At 45.2% G+C, this 21339-nt stretch carries 16 protein-coding genes; 10 read left to right on the top strand and 6 right to left on the bottom strand.

What is annotated here, in order from left to right:
* Nucleotides 1-2: 2 nt before the first annotated feature.
* From lpdA to EXM22_RS16560, 5 genes are all read right to left on the bottom strand, one after another.
* Complete coding sequence (gene lpdA / locus EXM22_RS16580) at nt 3-1337, bottom strand: dihydrolipoyl dehydrogenase (protein WP_149487591.1); 1335 nt, start codon at nt 1335-1337, stop codon at nt 3-5.
* Between the two features lie 24 nt (nt 1338-1361).
* A complete protein-coding gene (locus EXM22_RS16575; RefSeq protein WP_149487590.1) occupies nt 1362-2744 on the bottom strand; it encodes a dihydrolipoamide acetyltransferase family protein in 1383 nt (460 codons plus the stop codon).
* Between the two features lie 396 nt (nt 2745-3140).
* Nucleotides 3141-4115, bottom strand: a complete 975-nt coding sequence (locus tag EXM22_RS16570) for a substrate-binding domain-containing protein (protein WP_149487589.1) — start codon at nt 4113-4115, stop codon at nt 3141-3143.
* A 41-nt stretch (nt 4116-4156) separates the two neighbouring features.
* A complete protein-coding gene (locus EXM22_RS16565; protein WP_168203577.1) occupies nt 4157-5185 on the bottom strand; it encodes an ABC transporter permease in 1029 nt (342 codons plus the stop codon).
* Between the two features lie 31 nt (nt 5186-5216).
* Nucleotides 5217-6710: a sugar ABC transporter ATP-binding protein gene (locus tag EXM22_RS16560; RefSeq protein ID WP_149487587.1), complete on the bottom strand. Its 1494-nt coding sequence runs from the start codon at nt 6708-6710 to the stop codon at nt 5217-5219.
* Between the two features lie 188 nt (nt 6711-6898).
* On the opposite strand from EXM22_RS16560, the gene EXM22_RS16555 reads away from it, so the two are divergent.
* Genes EXM22_RS16555 through EXM22_RS16540 form a run of 4 tightly spaced genes read left to right on the top strand, consistent with a single transcriptional unit; the run spans nt 6899 to nt 13437 of the window.
* Nucleotides 6899-8224, top strand: coding sequence for a sigma-54-dependent transcriptional regulator (locus tag EXM22_RS16555; protein ID WP_149487586.1), 1326 nt, complete (start codon nt 6899-6901; stop codon nt 8222-8224).
* Nucleotides 8225-8239: 15 nt separating this feature from the next.
* On the top strand, nt 8240-10066 hold the full coding sequence (locus EXM22_RS16550) for an ATP-binding cassette domain-containing protein (protein WP_168203576.1): 1827 nt from the start codon (nt 8240-8242) through the stop codon (nt 10064-10066).
* 39 nt (nt 10067-10105) lie between these two features.
* The gene (locus tag EXM22_RS16545; protein ID WP_149487584.1) at nt 10106-12043 is read left to right on the top strand and encodes a histidine kinase; all 1938 of its coding nucleotides are present in this window, start codon (nt 10106-10108) and stop codon (nt 12041-12043) included.
* A complete protein-coding gene (locus EXM22_RS16540; RefSeq protein ID WP_149487583.1) occupies nt 12040-13437 on the top strand; it encodes a response regulator in 1398 nt (465 codons plus the stop codon). Before EXM22_RS16545 ends, EXM22_RS16540 begins: the two co-directional genes overlap by 4 nt.
* Before the next feature lie 68 nt (nt 13438-13505).
* Here EXM22_RS16540 and hydA read toward each other — a convergent pair whose 3' ends face one another.
* The gene (gene hydA, locus EXM22_RS16535) at nt 13506-14861 is read right to left on the bottom strand and encodes a dihydropyrimidinase (RefSeq protein WP_149487582.1); all 1356 of its coding nucleotides are present in this window, start codon (nt 14859-14861) and stop codon (nt 13506-13508) included.
* A 190-nt stretch (nt 14862-15051) separates the two neighbouring features.
* On the opposite strand from hydA, the gene EXM22_RS16530 reads away from it, so the two are divergent.
* The 6 genes from EXM22_RS16530 (at nt 15052) to rhaM (ending at nt 21188) form a co-directional block, all read left to right on the top strand.
* On the top strand, nt 15052-16038 hold the full coding sequence (locus EXM22_RS16530; protein ID WP_149487581.1) for an aldo/keto reductase: 987 nt from the start codon (nt 15052-15054) through the stop codon (nt 16036-16038).
* A gap of 126 nt (nt 16039-16164) precedes the next feature.
* A complete protein-coding gene (gene rhaS, locus EXM22_RS16525) occupies nt 16165-17181 on the top strand; it encodes a rhamnose ABC transporter substrate-binding protein (RefSeq protein ID WP_149487580.1) in 1017 nt (338 codons plus the stop codon).
* A 151-nt stretch (nt 17182-17332) separates the two neighbouring features.
* Nucleotides 17333-18835, top strand: a complete 1503-nt coding sequence (locus tag EXM22_RS16520) for a sugar ABC transporter ATP-binding protein (protein ID WP_149487579.1) — start codon at nt 17333-17335, stop codon at nt 18833-18835.
* A complete protein-coding gene (locus EXM22_RS16515; RefSeq protein WP_149487578.1) occupies nt 18832-19818 on the top strand; it encodes an ABC transporter permease in 987 nt (328 codons plus the stop codon). Before EXM22_RS16520 ends, EXM22_RS16515 begins: the two co-directional genes overlap by 4 nt.
* Complete coding sequence (locus tag EXM22_RS16510) at nt 19818-20852, top strand: ABC transporter permease (RefSeq protein ID WP_149487577.1); 1035 nt, start codon at nt 19818-19820, stop codon at nt 20850-20852. The genes EXM22_RS16515 and EXM22_RS16510 overlap by 1 nt, the downstream gene beginning before the upstream one ends.
* Nucleotides 20853-20873: 21 nt before the next feature.
* Nucleotides 20874-21188, top strand: coding sequence for an L-rhamnose mutarotase (gene rhaM / locus EXM22_RS16505; RefSeq protein WP_149487576.1), 315 nt, complete (start codon nt 20874-20876; stop codon nt 21186-21188).
* Nucleotides 21189-21339 lie beyond the last annotated feature (151 nt).

The following is a 21339-nucleotide window of genomic DNA, read 5'->3' as shown; positions in this document are numbered from 1 at the left end:
TTCTATAGGGCCCAAAGACAGTCTTTGATGATCTCAGAGACTGACGGATGGGGGAAAACTATTTCTTTTATATCCTGAACTCTCAATTCCATCTCCATCATGGCTGCCGCCGAATGGATGATTTCTGAGCTGTAGATTCCCAGCATATGGACTCCTAAAAGCAGTCCACTTCCTTCTTCTACCACAACCTTGCACATACCGGGTTCTTTCTTCCCCTGCTCTGCCAGAAAACGGCCATTAGCACGCATCTGAACGGTAGCAGTCTGAACCTTGTAACCGGCATCTTTAGCCTGGGCCTCTGTGAGACCACATCCGGCCGCTTCGGGATCGGTGTAAACAGCCCAGGGAATGGCATCGTAGCGCATCCGATCGGGTTTACCGAGGATGGTGTTTACAGCGACTTCACCCATACGGGAAGCAGAGTGAGCCAGGAGAGACTTGCCGTTTACATCGCCGATGGCAAAGATTCCCGGAAGATTTGTTCGCATCTGCTCATCCACACGGATTCCCTGGGGAGCCACATCCACACCTATTTTTTCCAGTCCCATTGTTAGAGGACGACGCCCGACAGCCATGAGAACCAGATCGGCATCCAGAGCAGTTTCGGCTCCATCTTTCTCAAAATAGACTTTCGTCTTGTCAATCTTTGTGACCTTGGCCTTCAGGTGGAAATCAACCTGGGACATACTCTTTCTAAGGGCTGCTGAAAACTCGCCATCCATGAGGGGAATGATCTCATCCATCATTTCCACGACAGACACATTCACACCTACGGCGCTGAAGAAAGAAGCAAATTCGACTCCGATGACTCCACCGCCAATCACGACGAGATTCTTAGGCAGGCTTTCTACTTCCAGAATCCCGACATTCGTCAGAACATGGGGTAGATCAGAACCGGGGATGGGAGGAACAAAGGCTGTTGAACCTGTGGCAACAAAAAGATTGTCAAAACCATACTCTTTTCCATCGGCCATAACTGTCTTAGAGGATGTAAGGGTAGCCTCTGCAAAAACAACATCCACCTTGTTTGACTTCATCAGGTAAGCAATTCCCTTGCGCAGTGTCTCAATGGTGTCCTGTTTGTGAGCCATGGCCTTTTCCAAATTGAAACGGACATTTTCGGCTGTGACACCATAGGCTTCCCCGTGGAGGGCTTTTTTATACAGCTTTGAAGAATTCAGCAAACTCTTGGTGGGGATACAACCCCAGTTTGTACAGACTCCTCCCAGATTTTCCTTTTCAATGAGCAGGACTTTTTTTCCGGCATGACCGGCACGTTCGGCGGCAATATATCCTCCGGGTCCGGCTCCAATGACTATCAGATCATAATTTTCCATATTTTCTTCCTCTTATTCTGCGGCCTAAAGTGCCAGGACCAGATCGATGTTTTCAAGGTTGGCAACCAGGGCCTTCAAAAACCGTCCTGCAGGAGCACCATCAGTGGCCTGATGATCAAAAGTAAGACTCAAACCCATATGAGGGATGAATTCGACATCTGATCCCTTCATGACCGGTTTGGGTTGAATGGTACAGACTCCCAGGATTCCTACTTCGGGCTTATTCAGCACGGGAGTAAAGCTTTCGATACCCATGGCACCAAGATTGGTGATGGTAAAAGTACCGCCGGAGAGATCGTCTGTATCTGCTTGTCCATCCAGACACTTTCCGAAAAGACGCTTTGTTTCAATTCCCATGGATTTAAGGCTCAAGGTATCCGCAAATTGGACAACGGGTACCATCAGGCCGCGGGGAGTATCAACGGCACAACCCAGATGAACAGACTTGAACTGCTTGATTGTGTCTCCTAAAAAGTGGGCATTCATTTCGGGGAAGTCTTTGAGAGTTCTAGCTGTAACCAGCATCACAAGATCATTGATGGTGACACCCTGGAGTCCCATTTCTTCGGGGGACTCTTTCAGCCTCTTTCTCATGGCCAGAATCCGACTTGCATTGGCAGAAGTATTCATGGTGAGTTGAGCCGTCTGAGAGAGAGATTCAAGCATTCTTGATGCCGTAACCTTTCTGACACCCTTTACCTTGATCTCTTCAACGGCTCCGGGGAACTGAACTGCAGAGGCGGCGACTGGAGAAGTAGACGTAGAAACAGGGGCATCCATAAGATCGGATTTGAGGACTCTTCCTCCCAATCCGGTGCCTCTTGTGGGAGCTGTTTTTCCGGTCCGGATGAGTTCTTCCATGGCGGAGGGAGTCAATGGAGCCATTCCGTCAAGGACAGCCAACACATCCCGTTCGACAATACGGCCTTCGGGACCGGTTCCCTTGATTTTATCCAGGGCGACGGCCTTGGCAGCGGCCAGGTTTCTTGCTCTTGGAGAGGCAAACCCAGAAGGGCTTCCTAAATCGGCCTGTACCGCCTGGGCAGGCAGGGCTGTCTCAGCAGCTGCAGGAGCCGATGAGGTCGCGGAAGTTTCTTCTGCAACCTCAGTTGAAGGGGCTTCTCCTGAAGCATTTCCCACTTCGGCCAGCAGAGATGTAATATCTTCTCCCGGTTCTCCCACTATAGCCAGGGGCAGCATAACAGGGACATCGTCATCTACCTTATATAAGTGTTTAAGTACTGTTCCGGATGCTGTGGATTCCACGCTCACCGTGGTTTTATCCGTCTCAGCTTCACACAGGATATCTCCTGTTTGAACAGCATCTCCTTCCTGCTTGGACCACTCCAGAATAATACAGGATTCTACAGAATTACCGGCTTTCGGCATAACTACAATTTCTGCCATTGACCTCTCCTTTCCAAACTCAGCATAAAACGCTGATTCTATTTATTAATACAAATTACTTTGCATGTTTTTACATAAAGCTTTCTTTTTACTTTCGATAATATTTCAATTCTCCTTCTATATCAAGCCGATCCTCCTCTTTTTCTATTAATTAGATAAAAAAAAATCGGAATATGTGCTCCGATTTCTCTCTGATTATACCTTGGTTGAGGGGAAAGAACTCTATTCCTATGCCTTGACTCTTCTCCTACCAGGGTCCACATAAAAAAAGCGGTTCTCCATGGAGAACCGCATTCGCTTGAAGAAACCTATTCTATTGATTTTAGATCAGCGGTCATTTACCGGCTATAAAACATCTCCTCAGGCATTTTTTATTTTCATATGTCAAAACAAGAATCATTTATACAGAGACTGAGCATTCTCAGGAGTGACCATGGCAGAGGCTACTTCATACACTTTTTCGGGTGTGAAAGCAGGATCTCTCATGATTTTATTTCCAATTTCAACGGCTTTTTCAGTACAAAGAGGATAGGTAAAAGTGGCATCCAGAACACCGTCAATGACTTTTTTGATTCCACCGGCTTCTCCCAACAGGCCATCTACACCGATGAAAATGATATCATCTTCAAGACCCAGGTCTTTTGCGGCAAGGTATCCACCAACAGCCATGGGATCGTTATGTCCGTATACGATATCGATGTTGTTATGAGCACGGAGGATTTCAGTCATCCTGATACGGCCTTCACTCTGCAGCCAGTTACAAACAGCTTCTGCTTCTTGAGTTATTCCAGGATATTGATCAAATACATCCCAGGCACCTTTAAATCTTTTCTGCTCACCTTCAACACCAAGAGATCCTCTCAAGTCTACGATAGTTCCCTTTGGTTCACCATTTTTTTCAATCAGCAGATCAACCATATATTCACCGGCCAGTTTACCGATGGAATAGTTGTCACTCATGATCCAGGTAGTGTAGTTTTCTGCATCTACAATATCCCGTTCCAGACAGACCACAGGAATCCCTGCATTTTTTGCTTTACCCATGACCTCAGAAAGAGGTCCTCTCTCATTTGGAGCAACAATTAAGAGGTCCGGATTCTTGATAATAGATGTCTCGATCTGTGAGATCTGTCGGCTATTATCCTGCTGTGCATCCATTATTTCAAATGTCACATCACTATACTCTGCCCAAAGTTCCTTGAAAGAGTCATTCTGTGAAGCTCTATAGGGTTCTGCATTATTTGCCTGGCTGAATATGACAAGATAACCTTGTTTCTCCGCTGTAACATCCTTTTTCCCTTCAGCAAATAACTGAGTTCCCATGAATACGGTCAGGAGTAATACTCCAATTGCGGTTAGTCTCTTATTCATAGACTATCCTCCTTTTATTTTTTTATCTGTCTAAGACAGATTCATCCCTTATTTTTGCCCTGTCTGGGCATCTGAAGCCATACGGCTATGACAATGATGATAGCCTTGGCCATCATTTCTATATTGATATCGACCCCTTTCAATCGAAATGTATTGGTCAGTATCCCCATGATGAAAACTCCAATAATGGTCCCAAGGATGCTTCCTTTCCCCCCCGTCATCCTGGTTCCACCAATAACAACGGCGGCAATAGCATCCAGTTCATAGGACATTCCGTCATTGGGGCTACCCTGATGATTCTGTGCGGCATGAAGGATCCCGGCTATCCCGGTTAGGAATCCTGAAAGTGCATAGGTAAGAAGAATGATTTTCGTGACAGGAAGACCGGCGTATCGGGAACCGATACTGTTGTCCCCGATAGATTTAACTCTCAAACCAAAAACTGTCCGGCTTAGCAAAATAGACATGACGATGGCCGCAATGACAAAGGTTGAAATAACCACCGGCTTCGGGGACAAGAGATTTGCAAAAACGGAGGAGATATCATCTCCAAAACCGATGTCGATGTTGGCGTTATTAGTGAGAAACCGGGCGAATCCTCGGATACCTATCATCCCCGCCAGGGTGATAATAAAGGGTTGTATTTTGAGTTTTGAAATGACCAGGCCATAGATCGTACCAAAACTAGTGGTCAAAATCAAAGGAAGAAAAATAGCCAGAAAAAGATGAAGACTCTGACCAAAGGGGGGATCCCACTGGGTTAAAATCTTAGCTGAAAACGTGGCTGCGACAGCAAGCAAGCTTCCTACACTGAGGTCAATCCCCGAAGTCAAAATAACAAAGGTCATGCCGATGGCAATGATTCCATTTTCAGAAACTTGTCTGAAAATATCAGAAATATTCTCAGATGTCAGAAATAGGATATGCCCGGTTCCATGCTGCCTGGGACTCAAGATGATCGCCATGATTATTATCAGCACAAGGCCTGTCAGGCTCTGAAAGCGTTTAAGCCATGTAGTGCCTTTTTTAAAGAGAGAGGGAATTTGTTTCATTTTAAATTCAGAAGTCATGATTGCATCCTTTTCATATCTATTTCTTAATCTATCCCAGGACATTTGTGGCGTAAGACATAATTTCCTGTTGTGTCGTTTCTTCAGCATTCAATAGGGCAGTTTGCTGACCTTCTGCAAGAACCATTATTCGATCGCAACACCGCAAGAGTTCCGGTAATTCCGAGCTGACAAAGATGATCCCCTTCCCTTGTGACGCAAGGTAGGTAATCAACTCGTAAATATCTTCTTTCGCCCCTACATCCACCCCGCGGGTGGGATCATCCAAGAATAAAACAGGCGGATTCACCATCAACCATCGTGAGACCAGAACCTTTTGCTGATTCCCCCCGCTTAATTCTTCGACACAGGAGTCAATGGAGGCCGTTTTAATCTTAATCTGATCAATTAAATCTACAACAGAATTATGGATTTTCTCTTTATTAAAGAATCCCCTGGACTGCAAATGATCCAGATAAGACATGATCATATTTTCCTTCACACTCATCTGCATCATCAATCCCTGGTTTTTTCTATCTTCAGGAATAAACCCGATTCCATTGGCAATGGCATTTCTAGGTGATTTGTTCTTGAGGATTTTCCCCTGTAATTCCACAGACCCGGAAAGAATGGGGTCCAGACCGAACAGGGCCTCTCCCAACTCACTGCGTCCCGCTCCGACTAAACCGGCAATACCCAGGACCTCCCCTTCAGAAAGAGAGAAGGAGATATTTTTGACCGTGGAAGAAGTCAATTCTTTGACATCCAGAATCGTCTTGTTTCTATTCCAGCTCTTTTGTCTCTCCTTCCCAGACAAAGGACGCCCCACCATCAATTCAATGATCTCTTCCTTATTCGTTTCGGCAGTCCGTTTTTTGGCGATGAAAGCTCCATCACGCATCACGGCAACAGTATCTGAAATTCGAAAGATCTCACTCATTTTATGGGACACGTATATGATTGTCACACCATCTTTTCTCAATTCATCAATGAGGCTGAACAGATTCTCCACACCATCATTTGTGAGGGAGCTGGTAGGTTCATCCATTATAATCAACCGGGTATTCATGCTCAGAATCCTAGCGATGGCGACCATTTGAATCTGTGCCATGGAGAGGTCTTCCAGCAATGTCGACGGGTTAATATCTAGACGGACTTTTTTGAGCCAGGGTTCAACGGCCTTATTGATCAGTTTAGGACTAAGAAATCCCTTCTCCAGATGCTTGAATGAGATATTATTGTTTATGATGTTCATGCCTACAGATAAGCTGGGAAACAGGTCCAACTCCTGCAAAACCAGGCTGATCCCTTTTTCCTGAGCAACAAAGGGAGTGATTGACTCCAGTTTTTCTCCATTAAACCAAATATCTCCTGAATCCGGATTATGAATACCGGCAATGATTTTTCCCAAGGTACTCTTACCAGCTCCATTTTCTCCCATCAAAGCACAGACTTCCCCCGTGGTGAATGAGAGAGAAACATCCTGCACTGCATGAACCCCTCCAAATCTTTTTTGAATATTTTGGAGGATTAAGATTTCATCCATTCCGAATCCTTTGTTCTTTATTTTCCAACTAATAATGCAGGATGCGTGCCAATTTCATAGAAACTATGAAAAATAAACATATTCATTGAAAAACAGCATTTAAACCGAGCTTTAATGAAATATTGATTTACAGCAGATGAATTCCGTGTTTAATATTTAGACACCCCAAAGGAGAAGTGTCTAATATTTTGACAAATAATTCTTATATTTTAATAGTTGATGACAAACAGAAGGTACAAGATAGCCTGGCTCTCTCTTTGAACGGAAGAGGTTTTAAGACTCAGAAAGCCTCGACTCTGGAAGAAGGCTGGAAAAAGATTCAAATGGAAAAGATTCAACTGGCTCTAGTTGATGTCTGTTTGGGTGATGAGAACGGACTGGATCTGCTTTTGAAGATCCAGGACCATCAGCTGTCAATTCCTGTTATTATGTTTACAGGCTATGGAACCATAGAAACGGCCATAGAAGCCATCAAGTTGGGAGCCTTCAACTACTTGCAAAAGCCCGTCAAAATAGAACAACTGGTCGCGTCCATCAATACAGCTTTGAAAATGTACTCCCTGGAAGAGGAAAACAAAAAACTGCAGGATCAAATCGATGAGGAAGAAACTCTGATCATTGATGATCCTTCCATGATAGACCTGCGCCATAGAACGATAAAACTGGCCTCTACGGAATTGCCCATTCTGATACAGGGAGAGAGCGGTACCGGGAAAGAAATGTTTGCCGACCTGCTCCATAAACACTCTAACCGGCGTGATTGCCCTATGATCAAGGTGAACTGCGCGGCCTTGCCTGATGCCTTACTCGATGATGAGCTATTCGGCCATGAGAAGGGGGCCTTTACAGGGGCCTCCAACGGCTTTAAAGGAGTCTTTGAACGAGCCCATGGAGGGACTCTCTTTCTGGATGAACTGGGAGACATGTCCCTCTCCACACAAGCTAAAATTCTCAGGGCCATTCAAAATAATGAGGTGAAAAGGATAGGTAGCGACAAAATCATCAAAGTGGATGTCCGCTTCATTGCAGCAACCAATAAAGATCTGGATGCTCTCATTGCCGGAAAAAAATTCCGGGAAGACCTCTACTACCGTCTCAATACTGCCATCTTACAGATTCCTCCTGTGCGGGAACGACGGAATGAGGTTCTTCTGTTGGCAAAGCATTTTCTGTCACGGTGCAAAAACAATTCAAAGACAGCGTTCTCCCTGTCTCCTCAAACAGTTGATTTTTTACTTCGATATGACTGGCCCGGAAATGTTCGAGAATTGAAAAGCACCATCCAATACGCCGCGGCCATAGCCGGGTCTTCTGTGATTGAAATAGACGACCTTCCCCGAAAAATCACACACTCCCTCAAACAGGGAACAAGAGGGAATCTTCATCAGGAAATGGAAGAAGAGCTGATTTGTAAAACCCTCAAGGAGTGTGACAACAACAAGAAGCAGGCGGCGGCCCTTCTGGGAATCAGCAGAGCCACACTCTACAACAAATTGAGGGAGTATCAGATCTAGATGGAGACTTCGTCTTTGATATCACTTTCGAATATCTCCCATACTTATGGATCTGTCAAAGCTCTGGATCGGGTCACCTGGGAGATGCAGCCCGGAGAGATACATGCCCTCATCGGGGAACATGGTGCCGGAAAGTCCTCCCTGGCTCATATTCTCAGCGGATTCATACAGCTCAAAGGTGAGATTTTCTGGAAAGGAGAACTTATATCTCCCTTAAATGACCAGAAAGCGCGGTCACTGGGAATAGCCTTTGTGACCCAGGGAACAGAGCTGTTCAATCACCTTTCGGTTGCCTACAACCTATTCAACAACCACAAGGATGTTTTCCCCGGATTTTTCATAAGCCAGAGAAAGATACTGGCAGCAGCCGAATCCTATCTCAGGGAAACCGGCTGTACCATTTCTCCCACTAAAATTGTAGGAGACCTGTCACTCCCAGAGAAAGTTATGATCAATATCCTCAGACAGCTCCATACAAAACCCGAATTGCTGATCCTGGATGAAGCCATTGAAAAACTGACGGCTATAGACCTGGACCTTGTTCTCAAACTGATCCGGAAGATGAGAGACCGAGGGGGGACAATTCTTTTCATCACCCATAGAATCGATGATGTATATGAATTTGCAGACAGGGTGACGATCCTCAGGAATGGATCGGTTCTAATTACCGAATCAGTCAAAAACATTGATAAAATCAATCTAATCAAGTTGGCATATACCCAGATTGTTCGCAATAAATCCCTGACAAAGCTGGATAAGGATTTTTATCATCTATTGAAATACAATGAAGCCATCCTTGAATTTCTCCCTCTGGCACTTCTAGTTGTCAACGGGGAAGGTCATGTAAAACTCCTGAATCATTATGGAGAAACTTTCTTTCATAAAAAGAGGGAGGTCCTTCTGGAAGCCCCCTTTTCTGAAGTATTCGCCGAAGAAGACAGGGGCTTCTCTGATGAAATATATAAAATACTGGAAACCAAAAAATGGGAAAACCTCTATCAGAAACACATCACAATTGCCGGAAATAAGATCTGTTGCAATGTGGTGATTTACCCCATTTTGGACGGAAACTACTATTTGGGAAGCATCATCATCGTTGATGACATAAGCGAACAGGAAAAGATGAGGGAAAAAATCCATTTTTCCGAAAAACTGGCGTCCATAGGTTTATTGGCGGCCGGAGTAGCCCATGAAATTAATAATCCTCTTGAAATCATTAACAATTATCTGGATGTACTGAAAAATCGAATCTCAAATGAGGAATCTAAGACATTTCTGGGCTATATGGAAGATGAGCTGGACTCGATAGAACAGATTGTCAGCAATCTGATTACTTTTTCAGAAAAGAACCGCTATCAGGACGAGAAGCTCAACCTTCAGGCCCTTGTAGAACAAATGCTACTCCTTATAAAACCCAATGCTCTCCAGCGGGGAATCTCCATAGCGGTTGAAATCAAAACCGAAAATCCAGTGATTTTGGCCAACAGAGTAAAAATAAAGCAGGTGTTTCTAAATATTTTAAAAAATGCTTTTGATGCCATGCCCGATGGAGGTGAGATCCACTTGGTCATGGACAACAAAGATAATAAATTTGTGAGGATTCGTCTGCTGGATTCCGGGATAGGACTGGGAGAAAGGGATATCAAAGATATTCTTTTGCCCTTTTATACGACAAAACAGGAAAAAGAAGAAAATATGGGACTGGGACTTTCAATAGTATTTGGAATTTTGGAAAGCTATGGAGGGTCTATTGAAATAAAGAACAGAAGGCAAGTATCGGGGTGCGAGGTCACAATGATCCTGCCATTGCTGAAAGAGAAAACAGATCAGCCAGCGGGATGATAGCCTAAGAATCACAGTTGTGATATTCTTTAACAATAAATGAACATCCGGAAGAAACTGCTGATTCTTACGTCTCTTATGTTTTTTTCCCTGGCAACAATCACAGGCCTCTCCCTCTGGAACTGGAGACGCCTCCAAAGTCTAAACGAAACAATCCTGCAAGGGCAAAAACTTCAAACTCATTCCAGGAATGTAATGGGCCTGATGAAGGATATTATCTTTGACCTCTTTGCCCCCCGTATGTACAGCCAAATCCGATCATTGACCTATGCACCCAGATCCATTGCAGCCTACAAAACCTGGCTGGTTGCCGTTGAGCAGTATCAGCATAGTTTTCTTGTTTTTATCGATGACAGAGACCTGACGATCATGCAGGACGATGAGCTACAGGATCTGTATGAAACGGCGTTGACATTAAACCAGAAAGCCCTGGATAAACTCTATTATATGTCTGAGATTCTGAGCCGTCTACAAGATTTGGATGCAGGAGAAAAGGGCCTTTATGTTCTGATGCAAAGAGATGAAACTCTGATTCCCTTCTTCGATGAGTTCAGAGACACATCCTTCTATTTTACCAATACCTTCGAAAGTTTTATGAACCATTTCTTCACCTCCTTCAAGGAGCAGAGCCGGCGTCAGGAAAGGGAATTGCACATCCTGTTTATCCTGACCAGCCTGCTGACAGGAGGCATGGCCCTGAGCTATGCCCTGATTATATCCAGACAGATCATCCAGAAGATTTCTCTTGCCGGTACAGCCTTCAAAAATATTTCCATGGGAGACTTCAGTACGACTTATCCGGTGAAAGACAATGATGAGCTGTCTACCCTGCTCAGCCGTATTAACTCGCTGTCCTCCGACCTGAAAAATAATATGAACAGCATACTCAACCTAACCAGGGACATGGGAATTTCTCTGGAAGACGGTACAAGTTTGGAAAATCTCACCGACATGATCACAGAAACAATCATCAAGGATACTAATGCAGAAGTGGCCGCCATCTACCTGTTTGATCCGCTGAAAAATCAGTTTGCCATGGAATCCTTCAGAGGAACAGAGGTCAGCCTGATACCCCGGCTGGAAGCAAGTTCCCGACTGGGTGTCAAGCTGAAAAAGGGCGAACCTGTTGTTTCTCCCTTCGAAGAAATGACATCACTCAGGAAATTCCTGATTCTGAAAGCCCCCTACCCTCAGGACATGCTGGCTCTTCCTCTCATACACAGGGGAGAGTGCCGGGGGTTTATCCTGGCTTTACTGATGAGTGAAAAAACTAGATTTTCCGATCTTGGCATCACAAGGATGATCAACTTCTCCGAATATGTCTCTCTTACACTGGACAACCAGATGAAGTACAGAGAGGTCCTTGAAAAACGAGAAGCCCAATACTGGGCACTTCAATCGCAAGTTCAGCCCCATTTTATCTACAACATTCTGAATGGTTTTATCGGCCTGAACCGGATGGGTGAAACGAAAAGACTGGAAGAAGCCATCCTGTCTCTGCGGGAGATGCTCCGTTACGTGACAGACCAGACTCACTGGACATCCATGGAGAAAGAATTTGAATTCCTGGGTCACTACTGTGAACTTCAGAAAATTAGGTTTTCCGAAAGACTCACATATAAACTGACCCTTCCTGAAGATTTGAAGGGTATACCCATTCCCCGATTACTGTTGCAGCCTCTGGTGGAAAATTCTGTGATTCACGGGCTAGAACCTCAGGAAGAGGGAGGGACTCTCACCGTCACGGCAGAGAAAATAGAAGCTTCAGGCCAGAATTGCCTGATCATAACCATCGCAGACAATGGCTGCGGTTTTGATATGAATTTGAAAAAAAAGGGAGAAAGTGTAGGTATGAGAAATGTGATTGAACGATTAAAAATGGCTTTCCCCGGATCGGAGATTTTAACCCAAAGCAAACCCGGCGAGGGAACAACCACGGTTATGACGCTCCCTGCATATCAGGAGGTACTCCTATGAGAGTATTGATAGCCGACGATGAAGAGCTCATCCGCTTCACCCTCAGGGATATGATCAAAGAAGCATCCCTGACTGTAACGGATATCTATGAGGCCGCTAATGGCAGAGATCTCATCCAGCAGTTCCGAAGCCATCCTGTAGATCTAGTCCTGGCTGACATCAGAATGCCCGGACTCTCAGGTCTGGATGCCATGGAAGAGCTTAAGGAAGAAAAAGCCCACTGGGTCATACTCACAGGGCATGCAGACTTTGAATACGCCCGGAAGGCCTTGCAGCTGGGTGCAGATGATTACCTATTGAAGCCGCCCTCTGCCCAGGAACTTGAAAAGGTTCTGCACAGGATACAGTCCCTCATTGTCAAAGAGAAATCAGAGGAGCAACGCCTTCTGGAACACAGTCTGAATCATATAATTTCGGGCAGCTCCGCCTACGATTATGAATCGAAACTGCAGGGTAAGGGGTTCTGGTCCGGCCTTTTAATATACCTGGACAACTCCCACAAAGAACAGGAATCTCTTGAAATCAGAAATAGAGTGTCCCGCAATCTCCGGGATTTTTTCAACACAACCGAATGCGGAGGCCTTATTTCGGCTATTGTGACCCTGGAAACAGGCTGTCTCTTTTTGTGCCTGTTCAGCACCAGCCCAATAAATTTTGATGCAAAAATATCCACTCTCATGCAGACTCTTCTATCGGAAGAACAGAATTATCATATTATCGGAATTCCGGAAGAGGATGAGTTTAATCGTTTTGCCGAAAACTGGAAGTCTGTTGAGTCACAAGGATGGCAGCGCTTCGTTTCACCTCCAGGATCTTTTCTGAAAATACGTGAAGATCTACCCCCAGAATTAGAGGGATTCTGTCAAAAACTGGAAGAGTGGATCGTCCTTAAACCGGACAAAAGAGAGGCTGAAGATCTCCAGATTCTCTTGGAAGAATCAAAACAAGCTGAATCCTATGAAGAAATCAAAATGAACCTGAAATCCATGTTTCCCAAAGCCAGGGGCGATTCAATTGTCGCCATACTCAAAAACATCGGACATCAGAGCCGAACCGATTCAAACAGCTCGCGTTCCGTTCTGGTAGATCAGGCAAAACGAATCATTGCAGAACACTTTCATGAAGAGATAGGCATTGCTCAGATAGCCTACAACCTGGAGGTGACCCCCAATTATTTGAGCAGCCTTTTTAGAAAGCATACAGGCATCGCCTTTACAAAGTACATTACCAATATAAGGATTGAGAAAGCCAAGGAGCTCATGAAAGATTCAAATCTGAATGTTAAGGAGATCACCTCCGAAGTGGGTTACAGGAGCAGTCGCCACTTCTCGGCCATTTTCCGTCAGGAAGAAGGGGTCAGCCCTACGGAATACATTAAATCCTGTAGGACTTAAGAGAGATTCCCCCTAACCGCCTAGAACCTAGGCGCAGGAAAGAGTCCTCCACAGAAAAGAAAAAAGGGTCAGGGGGCTGTTTTTAAAAACCGGCCCCGCCCTTTTTCAGCCTTGAAAACGCCCTCTTCAACGAGGATATCCCCCCGACTGATTGTCACAGAAGGCCTCCCTTTTAGAACCATGCCATCATAAGGTGTCCATCCCGCGGTTTCCTGCAATTCTCCAGGGGACACCGTCCACTCCACGTCGGGGTCAAAGACAACAAGATCGGCATCTTTCCCAAGGGCAATCTCCCCCTTGTTTTTCAAACCGAATAGAGATGCCGGCATTGTGCAACAAAGATCAATCCATTCACTGAGGGTGATGAGTTCTTTCAGCACACCTTCGGAATACAGAGCAGAGAATCTAATCTCCATGGAGGGGACTCCCCCGGGGATTTTATTGAATGCAGAGAGGTCGGCACCCTTCTCTTCCCGGCAGAAGGGGCAATGATCCGTCGAAATGGTATCAAAAAGACCGCTGCCGAGAGCCTGCCAGAGTTCACGCCTTGAAAGATCACTCCTAAGAGGAGGAGAACAGACGGGAAGAGCCCCTTCAACTCCTTCTCGATCATAAAGATCCTGAGTGAGCAGAAGGTACTGAGGACAGGTTTCTGCTGTCACAGCCCGGCCTTTGGCTCTGGCACTGGAAATTTCCTCCACGACCTGTGGGCAGGACACATGAAAAATATGCACTCTCGAACCAGCCTGATGGGCAATCTGAATCACCCGTCCCGCGGCCTCAGCCTCAAATTCTTCGGGGCGGCTCCGGGGGTGCCAATGGGGACTGGTACGGCCTTCTGCCAGGTTTTCTTCAATCATGGCACAGATGATATCCCAGTTTTCTGCATGAACCACAGGCAAACCTCCTGCACGGCTTACGGTGCGGAACGCCTTATACAGCTGATCATCCATGAGGCGCAGTCCATAGGCCATATAGAGCTTAAAGCTGCCGCATCCCTCTTCCATGATTCCCGGAACCTGATCCAGCTTATTCATATCGTCCGGTCCAATGGTCATATGCAGCCCGTAGTCAATGACAGAACGAGCAGAAGCCTGAGCCTGACGCTCTCTTAATGCTTCCAAAAAAGTTTGATCGGCCCTTGATTCAACAAAATCAATGATGCTGGTGGTTCCACCAAAGGCTGCGGCCCGGGTTCCAGAATAAAAATCATCGGAGGAGACATAATTTCCTATGGGCATCTCAAGATGGACATGAGTATCAACTGCGCCAGGAGTAACCAGCTTACCTCGGGCATCAATGCTATGTTTCCCCTCAAGGTCCTGCCCAAGAGCGGCTATCTTTCCGTCTGTAATACCCACATCTCCGACGGTTACAGAACTGGAAGTCACAATGGTTCCTTTGGATATGACTAGGTCAAACATGCAATATCTCCTTAGATCATGAATAGGCGGTATATAAGTATTCTACTGCATCAAGTCCGTAAAGATCCAGATTATTTAGAATCTCGATGAGGCCCCTTTCCTAATTTGAGTTTTTGCGAACCATTGTTTAGAATCAAAAACATCAGAGGGTCTCTTGTGAATGACCCGAAAAAAGCAGGAGAGATAAGGCATGAATACAAGAATATTAGGGAAGACCGGATTCAAAATAAGTGAAATCGGTTTGGGAACCTGGCAACTGGGAGGACGCTGGGGGGATGATTACAATGAAGATTCAGCCCAGGAGATTCTAGAGGCTTCAACAGAAAACAAAATCAATTTTATTGATACGGCCGATGTCTACAATGATGGAAAGAGTGAGAAGTCCATTGGGACCTTTCTTAAAAGGCAGAAAAACAGAATATATGTAGCCAGCAAGTGCGGGCGGCAAATATCCCCCCATATAAATGAAGGCTATACGCCCAAGGCGCTCACGAGCTATGTGGAAGACTCCCTCAAACGACTGAATCTTGAGACTCTGGACCTTATCCAGCTCCACTGCCCGCCCCAGCAAGTGTATTATCGTCCCGAAATATTTGAAACCTTTGACAGGTTGAAAGATCAGGGAAAGATTCTCAACCTGGGTGTCAGTGTGGAGAAGATAGAAGAGGCTTCCAAGGCTCTGGAATACCCCAATGTGGCAACGGTTCAGATAATCTTCAACATGTTTCGCATGCGTCCTCTGGATTGGTTTTTTGATCTGGCAGCCAAGAGAAATGTGGGCATCATCGTCCGGGTCCCCCTGGCAAGCGGACTGCTAAGCGGCAAATTCAACCGCCACTCAAGCTTCAGCGCCGGGGATCATAGGAACTTTAACCGCAAGGGACAGGCCTTTGACAAGGGAGAGACCTTCTCCGGAGTACCCTATGAACTGGGCCTGGATGCAGTAGACAAACTCAAATCCCTTTTCGGCGACACAGTTCCTCTGGCTCAGATTGCTCTAAGATGGATTCTGATGCATCCCCAGGTTAGCTGTGTGATTCCAGGAGCTTCAACCCAAAAACAAATGGAAGACAACGCAGCAGCCTCCTCTCTTCCCCCTCTGACAGAGAAACAGATGCTGGGAATTCGGGGGATTTATGATGATATGATTAAGAAAGAAGTGCACCAGCTCTGGTAGAAATTATTGTTTTTTTTTACCTTATTTTTGTAGAATACCGTACTTTTTTGTAGAATTTCGGCCTAACTGACATTTAAAAACAGATGCTACACTATTGAGAGTTAACATTATAAAAGGAGTTTTCCAATGAGAAACAAATCTATTCTTATCGTTTTGATTCTTGCTCTTTTGAGCACAACGGTTTTTGCTGCAGGACAAAATGAAGCAGAAACATCTAAAGATCTGAAAATCGTTCTTCTGGTAAAGAGTCTTGGAAACGGTTTCTTTGAAGCCGTAGCCGATGGAGGAGTACAGGCTGCCGAAGAATTGGGTGGAATTGAGTCCATTTACATGGGACCCAGTGCCTCTACAGCAGAAGGTCAAATAGAAATAATTGAAACATTGATCGCACAGAGAGTTGACGGTATTGCTATTTCAGCCAATGACCCTGACGCTCTTATTCCTGTTACCAAAAAAGCTATGAAAGCCGGTATTCGGGTTATTTCCTTCGACTCAAATATCAATGTCGGCGGAAGAGAAGTGGCCTTGGCACCTTCTGAGTCTGCTCTTATCGGAGCACAGCAGGTCAGACTGATTGCTGAATTGACAGATTATAAAGGCAAGATCGGTATTGTATCCGCCACTAGTCAGGCGACCAACCAGAATGAATGGATTGATTATATGTATGAAGCCATGAAAGATCCCGCCTACAAAGATATGGAAATTGTAGAAGTAGTTTACGGTGACGATGCCGCAGACAAGAGCTATAGAGAAGCCGTTGGCCTCTTCAAAAAATACCCCGATCTCGCAGGAATCATTTCTCCTACAACAATCGGGATCCTGGCTTCTGCCAAAGCAATCGAAGATGAAGGTCTGAAAGGAAAAGTTCAGCTGACAGGTCTTGGTCTTCCTTCTGAAATGCAGCATTACATCGAAAATGGAACCTGTGGACAGATGGCCCTCTGGAATCCAGTAGACCTTGGCTACTCTGCTACATACATTCTTGCTAGATTGATCTCCGGTGAAGTAGAAGGAAAAACCGGTGATAAAATTGACGCTGGAAAAATGGGAACAATCACAATTGGCGAAAATGGAAACTCAATCATGGGTGAACCTTTCGTTTTCAACAAAGAAAATATTGCAGACTTTGCTTCTATTTTCTAAGCAAAACCTTTCATAAAGATTCAATACCCCGGGAAGGCTTATCCTTTCCGGGGATTCCAAAAACAAAAAAATCCGTTCAGGTCATCTGATTTAAGAGTTCTTCCGAGCACATTCTGGTCTGTTGGGAAGACCCCTTAAGGAGAGTTACGTTTTGAGTAAAACTATATTACAGCTAAAAGATATCGCAAAATATTTCCCGGGGATCAAGGCTCTGGACAAAGTGGATTTCACAATCCGCACAGGAGAGGTCCACGCCCTCATTGGCGAAAACGGCGCGGGAAAATCCACTCTGGTTAAAATCATGACAGGGGTTTACCAGCCTACAAAGGGAAAGATACTAATGGAAAACGGGGAGGTGCAATTTAAAACCTCCCACGATGCCCAGGCCGCTGGCGTCGTTGCCATACATCAGGAAGCCTCCATGTTTTCAGAGCTAACAGTGACAGAAAACATATTTATGGGTCACCATATGAGGAAAAAATCAGGAATCCTGGACTGGAAGGCCATGAGAGAGCACACAAGTGAACTCCTGGGGCGCATGGAACTGGATATAAACCCTGATACCTTGATAAAGAACCTGGGTACGGCTCAAAGGCATATGGTGGAAATTGCCAAAGCCCTGTCAGTTGATGCTCAACTTGTGATCATGGACGAACCCACATCCGCCCTCTCTCTCAAGGAAGTCGATGAGCTATATAAAATCATCAGACAACTGAAAGAACAGGGAAAAGCCATTGTCTTCATATCACATAAATTTGATGAAATTTTTGCCATCTGCGACTATTTCACTGTCTTCAGAGATGGCCAGTATATCGGTGAAGGGAAAGTAAAAGAATCGACTGTGGATGACATTGTCAAAATGATGGTGGGCCGTTCATTGAATCAGATGTTCCCGAAAAAAGAAGCGAATATTGGAGAAAAGATTCTGGAAATCAAGAATCTCTCACTCCCGGGATACTTCAAAGACGTTTCCTTTACGCTCCATAAAGGAGAGATCCTTGGATTTTTCGGTCTTGTCGGTGCCGGACGTTCAGAAGTCATGCGTACAGTCTTCGGAATCGATAAAAAGTCGGAAGGAACCATCTTACTCAATGGAAAAGAGATACATATTTCTTCTCCGAGAGTTGCCATGAGTCATGGAATTGCCTATGTACCAGAAGACAGGCAGCAACAGGGAGCCATCCTCGAAATGAGCTTATCCCACAATATAACTCTTCCCCAGATAGACCGTCTGAGTAAATTTGGAATCCTCAGAAAGGATTCTGAAAAGACTGTGACCGAAGAATTCGGGAATAAAATGGAAATTAAGGCAGCGAACTGGAAAGTGAATGCCAATACTCTCTCCGGTGGTAACCAGCAGAAAGTGGTTTTGGCAAAATGGTTGGCAACAAATCCGGAGATTCTCATCCTGGACGAACCAACCAAAGGGATCGATGTCGCCACAAAAGCCGCAGTTCATGAGTTTGTGTCTGAAATGGCATCATCGGGTCTGGCGGTTATCCTCGTATCCTCCGAAATGCCTGAGATCCTTGGCATGGCCGACAGAACGGTTGTCATGCACGAAGGCCGTGTTTCAAGAGTGTTCAGCAGGGAAGAAGCAAACAGTGACAATATGATTTTGGCAGCAACCGGCCACGAAGAAGGGACCTTATGAAAAATAGAATTGAGAAAATATTACAAAACAGAGAGTTGAATTTAGGGTTCCTTATATTCATTCTTTTGATAATTGTGACAATCAGAGCTCCCAAATTTCTAGAACTGAGCAATGTTGAAAGGATTGTCAATGACACGGCGATTTTGATCATGGTGGCCTCAGGCCAATTGCTGGTCATCCTGACAGGAGGAATCGATCTCTCCGTAGGATCAACAATCGCCTTCTCAGGAATGGCCGCCTCTATGATGAATCAATACTATCCGGGAATACCGGTTTATTTGGTCCTCTTGTCGGGGATACTGATCGGGACGGCTCTTGGGGCTTTCAATGGGGTCTGTGTCGCCTTCGGAAAAATACCTCCTGTCATTACCACATTGGGAACCATGAGTATTTTTAGGGGCCTGACTTTCGTTATGAGTAAAGGCCAATGGGTCACAGCCCACGAAATGACAGAATCATTTATGAACATTCCCAAGGGGAGATTTTTTCTTATCCCGAACTTGACAGCATGGGCCATTCTAATATGCATAATCATGTTCTATTTTATTCGCTATACCAGGCATGGACGGGAAATCTATGCGATTGGCGGAAACAAGACGGCGGCCCATTTTGTGGGAGTCAGCGAAAAGAAAGTGAATTTTATGGTGTTTACAATACTGGGAGCCCTCTGCGGTCTTGCCGGTGTCATGTGGACAGCCCGTTATGCCGCGGCTGTGAATGAAACTGCAGCGGGTTTTGAACTGCAGACAGTGGCAGCCTGTGTGTTAGGCGGAGTGAGTATGGCCGGAGGCGCAGGAGCCCTGACAGGAGTCATCATGGGGTCCCTCTTTCTGGGTATCATCAATAATGCCCTTCCGGTTGTCAACTTGTCCCCCTTCTACCAGATGGCCATTCAGGGATTTGTTGTCCTGACGGCCATTGTCGCCAACGTTCTGATGGAACAGAGAAATGAAAAACAACTACTCAACAGGAGAAGGCAGTAATGAATGAGAGATTACAACATGTAAGCCAGGACCGGCTCATCAATGAAACGAATATTAGAGAAATATTGATTGAAATGGTCACCAAATGGGAGTTTATCCTTATTTTGCTTTTCCTGGGAGTCATTATCTTCTTTTCCAATGCCAGCCCCTACTTCCTCGATTATTTCAACATGATGAATACCACCTTCAACTTCATGGAAAAAGCGATTATGGCTCTACCCATGATCTTTGCCATTATGTGCGGTGACATTGATATTTCCATTGCATCGACATTAGCCCTCTCTTCATTCGGCATGGGCCTGGCCTCTTCCATGGGTGCAGGGACACCGGAAATTGTAATCATCGGCTTGAGTATCGGAATAGTCGCCGGAGTCTTTAACGGTCTCCTGGTGACGGGACTTAAGATTCCTGCCATTGCCGTCACATTAGGTAGCCAGTCTCTTTTCAGAGGGATATCCCAGGCTTTCCTTGAAGATAAGGCCTTCACAAAATATCCGGAGAGTTTTGGATATTTTGGTCAGGGCTATGTGGGAGACAGTCTCATACCCTTCGAACTGGTACTCTTTTTGGTCCTGGCTGTAATAATGGGTTTTCTTCTTCATAAAACAGCTTATGGCAGAAAGGTATACGCCATTGGAAACAGCAGTACGGCTGCCAGATTTTCCGGAGTCTCGGTGAACCGCATCCGATTTACCAACCTGGTGCTCAATGGACTATTTGCCGGAATTGCCGCCGTACTACTGACCTCCAGAATTGGTAGTACACGCCCGAATATCGCTGTAGGCTGGGATATGGAGGCCATCACTCTTGTGGTCCTCGGCGGCGTCTCCATCATCGGAGGCAAGGGCAATATTTTTGGAGTCATCATAGCCGTTTTTCTCCTGGGTTACCTGAAGTTTGGTATGGGACTTCTCAATTTTTCTGCAAAATCCATGATCATCACAACGGGTTTTTTACTCATCGCAGCGGTTCTAATTCCTGAAATGCTAAACACAGTAAAAGCCAAAAGGAAACTGAGAAAACAACAGGGATAAACCCGTTAAAAGGAGATTGAAATGAAGCGTTTTGCTTTTAAAATGAAACTGAAACCAGGATATGCAGACGAATATAAGAAAAGACATGATGCACTATGGCCTGAATTGAAAACTTTGATTAAAAGCACAGGAGTTTCGGATTACTCTATCTATCTTGATGAAGAAACCAACACTCTTTTCGGCGTACAGAAGATTGCAGGAGAGTCAGGTTCTCAAGACCTGGGCTCTGATCCTATCGTCCAGAAATGGTGGTCATATATGGCGGATATTATGGAAACAAACCTGGACAATTCTCCTGTTACCATTCCTTTGAAGGAAGTGTTTCACTTAGATTGAAAAAAGAACCAGACCCAGACTGTGATACAAACCTTACGAACAAGCCATTCATTGGGTAAAACAATAAAAATAAAGGGAAGTTCAGTCTGAAAAGAGGGCTTCCCTTTGACTCCGCAATTTCTCCGTGCTAAACTTAATTTATGTAGAGGAG

Source organism: Oceanispirochaeta crateris (assembly GCF_008329965.1).
Lineage (GTDB): Bacteria > Spirochaetota > Spirochaetia > DSM-2461 > DSM-2461 > Oceanispirochaeta > Oceanispirochaeta crateris.
This window is presented reverse-complemented; position numbering and strand designations above follow the sequence as displayed.

Bases quoted from the DNA above. Each gene is read 5' to 3' on its own strand.
- lpdA (WP_149487591.1), bottom strand. From the start codon at position 1,337: ATGGAAAATTATGATCTGATAGTCATTGGAGCCGGACCCGGAGGATAT.
- EXM22_RS16575 (WP_149487590.1), bottom strand. From the start codon at position 2,744: ATGGCAGAAATTGTAGTTATGCCGAAAGCCGGTAATTCTGTAGAATCC.
- EXM22_RS16570 (WP_149487589.1), bottom strand. From the start codon at position 4,115: ATGAATAAGAGACTAACCGCAATTGGAGTATTACTCCTGACCGTATTC.
- EXM22_RS16565 (WP_168203577.1), bottom strand. From the start codon at position 5,185: ATGACTTCTGAATTTAAAATGAAACAAATTCCCTCTCTCTTTAAAAAA.
- EXM22_RS16560 (WP_149487587.1), bottom strand. From the start codon at position 6,710: ATGGATGAAATCTTAATCCTCCAAAATATTCAAAAAAGATTTGGAGGG.
- EXM22_RS16545 (WP_149487584.1), top strand. From the start codon at position 10,106: ATGAACATCCGGAAGAAACTGCTGATTCTTACGTCTCTTATGTTTTTT.
- EXM22_RS16540 (WP_149487583.1), top strand. From the start codon at position 12,040: ATGAGAGTATTGATAGCCGACGATGAAGAGCTCATCCGCTTCACCCTC.
- hydA (WP_149487582.1), bottom strand. From the start codon at position 14,861: ATGTTTGACCTAGTCATATCCAAAGGAACCATTGTGACTTCCAGTTCT.
- EXM22_RS16530 (WP_149487581.1), top strand. From the start codon at position 15,052: ATGAATACAAGAATATTAGGGAAGACCGGATTCAAAATAAGTGAAATC.
- rhaS (WP_149487580.1), top strand. From the start codon at position 16,165: ATGAGAAACAAATCTATTCTTATCGTTTTGATTCTTGCTCTTTTGAGC.
- EXM22_RS16515 (WP_149487578.1), top strand. From the start codon at position 18,832: ATGAAAAATAGAATTGAGAAAATATTACAAAACAGAGAGTTGAATTTA.
- EXM22_RS16510 (WP_149487577.1), top strand. From the start codon at position 19,818: ATGAATGAGAGATTACAACATGTAAGCCAGGACCGGCTCATCAATGAA.
- rhaM (WP_149487576.1), top strand. From the start codon at position 20,874: ATGAAGCGTTTTGCTTTTAAAATGAAACTGAAACCAGGATATGCAGAC.